This is a genomic window from Sphingobium sp. BS19 (genome assembly GCF_027925545.1).
Lineage (GTDB): Bacteria > Pseudomonadota > Alphaproteobacteria > Sphingomonadales > Sphingomonadaceae > Sphingobium.
The window spans coordinates 57,382-63,502 of record NZ_BSEF01000021.1; the positions used below are offsets into that span (position 1 = coordinate 57,382).

Consider the following 6,121-nt stretch of genomic DNA (forward strand, 5'->3'; position numbering starts at 1 on the left):
CGATCTGACGACAACGTGATTTCAAGATTCGCGAGCGGATCAGGTGGTGAGGCACTCCCGCACCAAGACCTCCCACTGCGCTACGATCCGTGTGGGGGTCAGGCGCGATACCGAGCGTCTGGCCGCGCTGCCTAGACACTTTCGCAATTGCTGATCGACGATGAGGCGCTCGATCGCTCTGGCAAGGGCTGGCACGTCTCCGGGTGGAATTAATAGGCCATCGATACCCTGTATGATGAGATCAGATGGGCCAAATGGGCAATCGAAGGCTACCACTGGCAAACCGCTTGCCATGGCTTCGCCTAAGGCATTGGGAAACCCTTCAAAGCGCGACGACAAAGCCATGATGGCCGTTTCATGAACCCAACCACCGGGAATTTCGCTGGTGCCTGGCAATAATATTTGGTCGTTCAACCCTAAGGCACGTACCTGCATTTCCAGCGCAGGCCGCATCTCTCCCTCGCCCCATATCATCAACTTCCAGTCAGGATGTCTCGACGCTATGCGTGCGAACGCATCGATCAGAAGATCGAACCCCTTTTGATATGTCAGCCTGCCAACGGCAGAAACTACCCGCCGTTCCATGTTAATAAGTTGGCTCGACTGCGGCGGCAGAATTGGATTGGGAATAATGCGCGCCTTCGCCCGCACATTGGGCGGCAGACAGTCCATGCTCGCCCGTGTTTGCATCACGATAGCTTCTGCACGCCCGTAAAAGCGGGCCAGCAGAATGTTCCAGGCAGCATTTGCAGGCTGGGCCTGAGGATTGTTTCGCTCCGAAACGATAACCTTGTGCGACGTTCCTATGGTCGCCACAAGCGTCAGCAAGTTGATCTTTGTCAGCAATGATATGACGATATCGGGCTGTAACAGATTGAGTGCTCTTCGTATCGCAAGGATACGGCGCCCCTGCATAATGACGGAACGAATTTTCCCGCCGCCGCTACTTAGTCCAAGTCGCCGTATTTCCACGGCAGGATGGAAATCATGATAAATCGGATCTTCTGGTCGGTCGAACGCTAGAATGGTCACCTGCCATCCTTTCGTAATCCATGCAGTAGCGATCAGGCTGACAACTTTTTCCACGCCGCCAGCGCCTAAACCCGCAATTATAAAGACAGCATTCTGCTGACGAAGAGCATTCTCGGCAACGGGCAAGGCGGTAACTTGCGTCACTATCGTGGAATTGGACCGTCAGGCATGACGTTGCCTGCCTGCCTCATGATGCACGCAGCGGACGATGCCGGGTCGGCAGATATATGATCATATGCGGGAAGAAATCGAATCATGATGTGAGAGACTCACTAACCATCGCCTGCATAATGGATTGACTGCCGGACGGAACAGTAGAGCATGAAATGACTGTGACCGGTGGCTATTCCGAAGATCGTTGTCTTTGATGTAGTACGACAAAAGAGCGATAACCTTTTCAAAAGAGTTACTCCCGTTTCACCGGTTCCCGGATCACACTATGGCAAATTCCGCATGCGTCATGGCGATGCCATGAGTAAGCGTGGCAAACTGCATGGCAGCGCCAGCGCCGTAGCCGCCAACATCGAATAGAGCGGCAGGTCGCGCTGCTGCTGGTGTTTCAATCGTCGGCATCAGGCCCGCCGCGACTTTCAAGAAGGCATGCGCCGATACGCCCTGTTTGCCATGCGGCAGAGGGCAAGGTCCGTCTTAATTGTTCTCGTTATAGCAACCCGGCTGCCAAGCCCCTACCTTCTAGTCACAAAAAGAATGGACTATCTATCGAATGCTATGCGCGTAAGGCTCGGTGTTCTCATATCCCTTCGCCCACACAATCGGTGCGCGGCTTGTAGAAATCGCTGACCGCCGTAGCTTCGGGCATTGCGAACATTACCTAGCGCAGCACCCTGTCGTGCGCGCTACTAATGGTTGTAGAGGAACCGCAATGGCCAGCTACAGAGTCTCCTTTTTCAATGATATCCCGGACTCAACTGGACATGATCATCATGTCTGCCAGCGTTCGATCGAGATCACCGGTGCGGAAGACGAAGCTCAAGCGATCAGGCGCGCCATCGTCGAATTCGAGCGACTGGAAGGTGTGTCCCATTGGGATTTGCATGCAAGAACGATGGAATGTTCGCAGCTAGCGACGCCTTAGGCGATCTCGACCGCGATCGATGCTGAACAAAGCATTGATCTGACGGTTGGAAAGCCATGAGCCATGGAGCGGGAATGTTCGAGGAATTGGAACTCAAGCTGGAACTATCGCCAGAGGATGCAGCGTCGCTGGAAGCTTCCCCGCTGCTGCCGGACACTATGAACCGCGCCAAGCAGCGATCGATTTATTTCGACACACCGGATCAAAGCCTCGAGCAGGCCGGCCTGAGCCTTCGGATCAGGCGCCAGGGGCGTAAGCGGATTCAGACCGTCAAAGCGGGCAACGCCAGGTCTGCGGGCATGTTCGTACGACCGGAGTGGGAGATCCCCGTCAAGAACGACACACCGATAATCGAGTGTTCGTCACCGGTTCATATGCTGATTGGCAAGGCAGTGGAGGATCTCGCGCCCGCCTTCGTGGTTTCCGTGGACCGGCATACATGGGACGTCGATGAAGGCGGGGCTCACTTCGCGATCGCCCTGGATCGCGGCTTGGTCGTCGCGGGCGACCGTCGATCGTCTATCTGCGAGCTGGAACTGGAGCTCATAAGTGGCGATCCGGTTGGCCTATTCACCTTCGCACGCAAGATTGATGCGACCGCGCCGGTGCGCCTCGGTGTTCTCGCAAAGGCCGAACGTGGCTATGCGCTGCTGGGGCCCGCAGCCACCGTGTTCAAAGCCGAGCCTGTGGCCCTGTCCAAAGACATGTCGGCATCCCAGGCATTCCGGCACGTCGCCCAAACCTGTCTACGGCAGTTCCGGCTGAATGAGCGTCTGCTCGAAGATGGCTATCGAGCAGAGCCGTTACATCAGGCCCGTGTTGCCCTGCGCCGCCTTCGCGCGGCTTTTTCGATCTTCAAGGCGCTGACCGAAGGCGACGCGACCTGTGATCGGCTACGCGACGATCTGCGATGGCTTGCCGGTGAACTTGGTGAGGCGCGGAACCTGGACGTTTTGCTCGAACGCATCGATTCCGGCGTTCTTTACGAGCGGCTCGTCGTCGCTCACCGATCCGCCCTTGAGCGGGTCGCGGAGGTATTGGCGTCCGACCGCACGCGCGCGCTGATGCTCGATCTCACGGAATGGACCGTGAGGGGTCCATGGTTAAGGAACGCGCACACCGAAGCTCAACGCCAGATGCCGGCACGCGCATTTGCCGTCGGCCAGCTCGACCATCTCCGCCGCAAACTGAAAAAGGATGGCAGGCACCTGGCCGATCTTGCCGATGCCGCCCGGCACGAAGTACGGAAAGATGCCAAGAAACTGCGCTATGCGTCCGAGTTTTTCACGGCTCTTTTTGAACGAAAGCAGGGTCGGCGCAGATACAAGACATTCGTCGATATACTTGAGGACCTTCAGGACCAGCTAGGCCACCTGAACGACATTGCGACTGCGTCCGCCGTACTGGCTAAGCTCAATGCGCTTGACGTGGATGGAGCGTCGGCGGTGGTCGCGCCTAGCGGAAGGAAGAAGCTTCTCGCTGCTGCAGAAGACGCTCATGATGCTCTCGTCGATGCCAAACGCTTCTGGAGATAGTTGCAGACCCCCGCTTTCAAATCATCGGATCGTCGTCCACGGCACGGCCCCGGCACCAGACCAAAACGAGCGATTGTCAGCATGGCGCACGGGCGTGATCAGTGGCCGATCACCAGCGGCAGTTTACAGTTGGAGAGCATGCGTTTGGTGACGCCGCCAAACGCCTCCATCAGTCGACCGTGGCTGTAGGCGCCCATCAGAATGTATTCGGCGCGCCAGTGCCGGGCGGCATTTTCGATCAGAACGTCAGCGTGATGGACGCCGTCCTCAACGATCTTCACATTCGCGTGAATGCCGTGCCGTGCGAGATAGGCGGCGGCTTCCTCGGGCTCGGTCTTCGCTGCGCCGTCGCGAACCATGAAGATTTCGACGTCGGAGGCGAGCTGTAGAAGGGGCACGCAGGCCCGCATCGTCGCCGCGACCGATTCCTGCCCATCCCAGGCGATGATGGCGCGACCCTTCGCGTTGAAGCTCTCGACCTCCTCGGGAACCGCCACGATCGGCTTTCGGGCATGCATGAGCACGCGACTCGTGATCGTGCGCATGTCCGGCAACGGATAGTCGTCAAGCGCGCGGTTTAGCACGATAAGGTCCGCGAGATTGGAAGCATCGATGACGCACTGGGCGAAATCGCCCGTCGCATCCTCCCAGCTCCAGGAGATATTTGCGCCTGCAACGCGTTCTTTCGTCCGCGCCCTGTTCCGGGCCTCGTTCTCCCGTTCGTCATTCAAGAGGAGCGAAGCGCCAAAACCTCCATAAGCGTTTCCGGCATAAACCGGCGACGGGGTGACATCGATGCAGATCAAATGCCCGTCCAGGGCGCAGGTAAGGTCAATGGCAGTATGTAGACGCGCAAACTGCCCATCATCGTCATGCACCAGCAAAAGGATGTTTTTCATGATCGCCTCCATGCCGTTGACGCAATGTTACGCAGGCGGCGGGTGCTCCAATATGCGCAACTATACGTACGCAGCTGGTTACAGGAGCGCTGCAAATGGCAGCATTGCACCGCAAGCCACGGCACTCAGCGCCAATGCTGCCGCGGCGTCCCTGCCCTTAGTCCAGCCCGCGATGCTAACTGCAGTAGCGGCTTTGACCAGCGTATTCAGAATCATCGGCACGGCAAGAACCAAGGCGGCCGTTCGTTCATCGAGAAGGGTCGCAGGCAAACCGCCGATTGTTATGATAGCCGCATCAACGTCAATAGCTCCTGAGATTGCGAGTGTGGCAGCAAGCCCTGCCTGGCCGAACTGCGCCAGCATCCAGCGCGATGTGACGGAAAACACCATTATCATGGCCATCATCCCGATTGCTGGCCACAAGTCGAAGGGGTTGCGTATCTTCACCTGATACGCACCGTCTCCCGGCTCAAGCGGCGCGGAGCGAAGCATCCAAAACGCAGCGGCACAGCTAATGATTGCAGGCGGCAAGGCCAGCAAGGCCACACCCTTTAATGCGATAGGGGCCAGCGCACCTACCATGACGAGCACCCGTAGGAACATGACGGCGGACGCCGAAGCGATAGCAGCGCTTAACATATGCTGATCGGCGTCGTTCTCCCGGAGTCGGCTCGCTAGCGCAGCGGTAACGGCGGTTGAGGAAACTAGCGCTCCTGCCCCTGCGGTCGCAAGTGTTCCGTTTCGGGAGCCGAGCCGCTTGCAGGCCAGGTAGCCGACGAAGGAAAAACCGGACACCAGGACGACGACCAGCCAGAGGTTGCGCGGGTTCCATGCGTCATAGGGTCCATAGGGCCGGTCTGGGAGCAGCGGAAGGATTGCACCGGCAATGAGCGCGAACCGGGCAATCGCCCCGATCTCCAGCTCGGTCAGATGTTCAAGCCAGACGTGAAGTTGTGAGCGCAGCGCCAGGACCAGGGTCAAGAGGACGGCAATAACGCTGGCAACTTGTTGGTGGCCGGTCGTCGCCAGGTAGCCGCAGCCAAGCGTCAACAGGCCAACAATGCTAGCGGTACCGCTTACCGTTCCGTTCTTTCTGGACGTTCGGGCGTATCCCAGAAGAATGAGGATCGCGCACGCCGCGACCAGAATGATCGCCAAGTTGGGGTCGATAGCATGTAGTATGCCGGCAAGACCGCCCTCTAGGCCGATTAGACCAAAGGTTCGGATCCCGGCAAAGCGAGTGCCGTCAGCGGCATTGCGCAGCGCCCAGCCGCGCTGCACACCGATGAGCAGCCCCAGCCCCAGCGCAAGAGACAGTGCCACTATTTTTGGAAAGACCGCGGGAACTGCAAGGTCAGTCACGAACCCATACAACTGGGCCTCCATGAGTGACGATGGCGCAAGCAATCGTAGGCCCTAGTCACGTGAATCCGAAGTTCGGCTCATTGTTTTTTGACAGAAGCGTTTGACGGAGGCGAGGATCTCGTCTGCGGATTTGACCCACTTGTAGGGTTTGGGGTTTTCATTGTGTGCTTTGATGAAGGCGGCGATGTCGGCTT

The 6,121-nt window shown here is 58.0% G+C and carries 5 protein-coding genes and 1 pseudogene; 1 reads left to right on the forward strand and 5 read right to left on the reverse strand.

Features of this window, described 5'->3' with window-relative positions:
* Positions 1-39: 39 nt before the first annotated feature.
* Together QMG56_RS19345 and QMG56_RS19350 are read right to left on the reverse strand one after the other, a co-directional pair.
* Entirely contained in the window at positions 40-1,176 is a 1,137-nt protein-coding gene (locus tag QMG56_RS19345) for a glycosyltransferase family 4 protein (RefSeq protein WP_281824211.1), read from the reverse strand.
* Positions 1,177-1,464: 288 nt separating this feature from the next.
* The gene (locus tag QMG56_RS19350; protein ID WP_281824213.1) at positions 1,465-1,605 is read right to left on the reverse strand and encodes a hypothetical protein; all 141 of its coding nucleotides are present in this window, start codon (positions 1,603-1,605) and stop codon (positions 1,465-1,467) included.
* A gap of 597 nt (positions 1,606-2,202) precedes the next feature.
* Here QMG56_RS19350 and QMG56_RS19355 point away from each other — a divergent pair.
* Positions 2,203-3,663 carry a CHAD domain-containing protein gene (locus QMG56_RS19355; RefSeq protein WP_281824215.1) on the forward strand — a complete coding sequence of 487 codons (1,461 nt, stop codon included), beginning with the start codon at positions 2,203-2,205 and terminating at the stop codon, positions 3,661-3,663.
* A 98-nt stretch (positions 3,664-3,761) separates the two neighbouring features.
* On the opposite strand, the gene QMG56_RS19360 is transcribed toward QMG56_RS19355, so the two are convergent.
* The 3 genes and pseudogenes from QMG56_RS19360 to QMG56_RS19370 all read right to left on the reverse strand — a co-directional run.
* Positions 3,762-4,574: a universal stress protein UspA gene (locus tag QMG56_RS19360; RefSeq protein ID WP_281824217.1), complete on the reverse strand. Its 813-nt coding sequence runs from the start codon at positions 4,572-4,574 to the stop codon at positions 3,762-3,764.
* Between the two features lie 66 nt (positions 4,575-4,640).
* A complete protein-coding gene (locus tag QMG56_RS19365; RefSeq protein ID WP_281824219.1) occupies positions 4,641-5,885 on the reverse strand; it encodes a DUF4010 domain-containing protein in 1,245 nt (414 codons plus the stop codon).
* 93 nt (positions 5,886-5,978) lie between these two features.
* Positions 5,979-6,121, reverse strand: a pseudogene (locus tag QMG56_RS19370) (IS630 family transposase); the annotation flags it as partial.

Coding starts and splice junctions, on each gene's coding strand:
- QMG56_RS19350 (WP_281824213.1), bottom strand. CDS start 1,605: ATGCCGACGATTGAAACACCAGCAGCAGCGCGACCTGCCGCTCTATTC.
- QMG56_RS19355 (WP_281824215.1), top strand. CDS start 2,203: ATGTTCGAGGAATTGGAACTCAAGCTGGAACTATCGCCAGAGGATGCA.
- QMG56_RS19360 (WP_281824217.1), bottom strand. CDS start 4,574: ATGGAGGCGATCATGAAAAACATCCTTTTGCTGGTGCATGACGATGAT.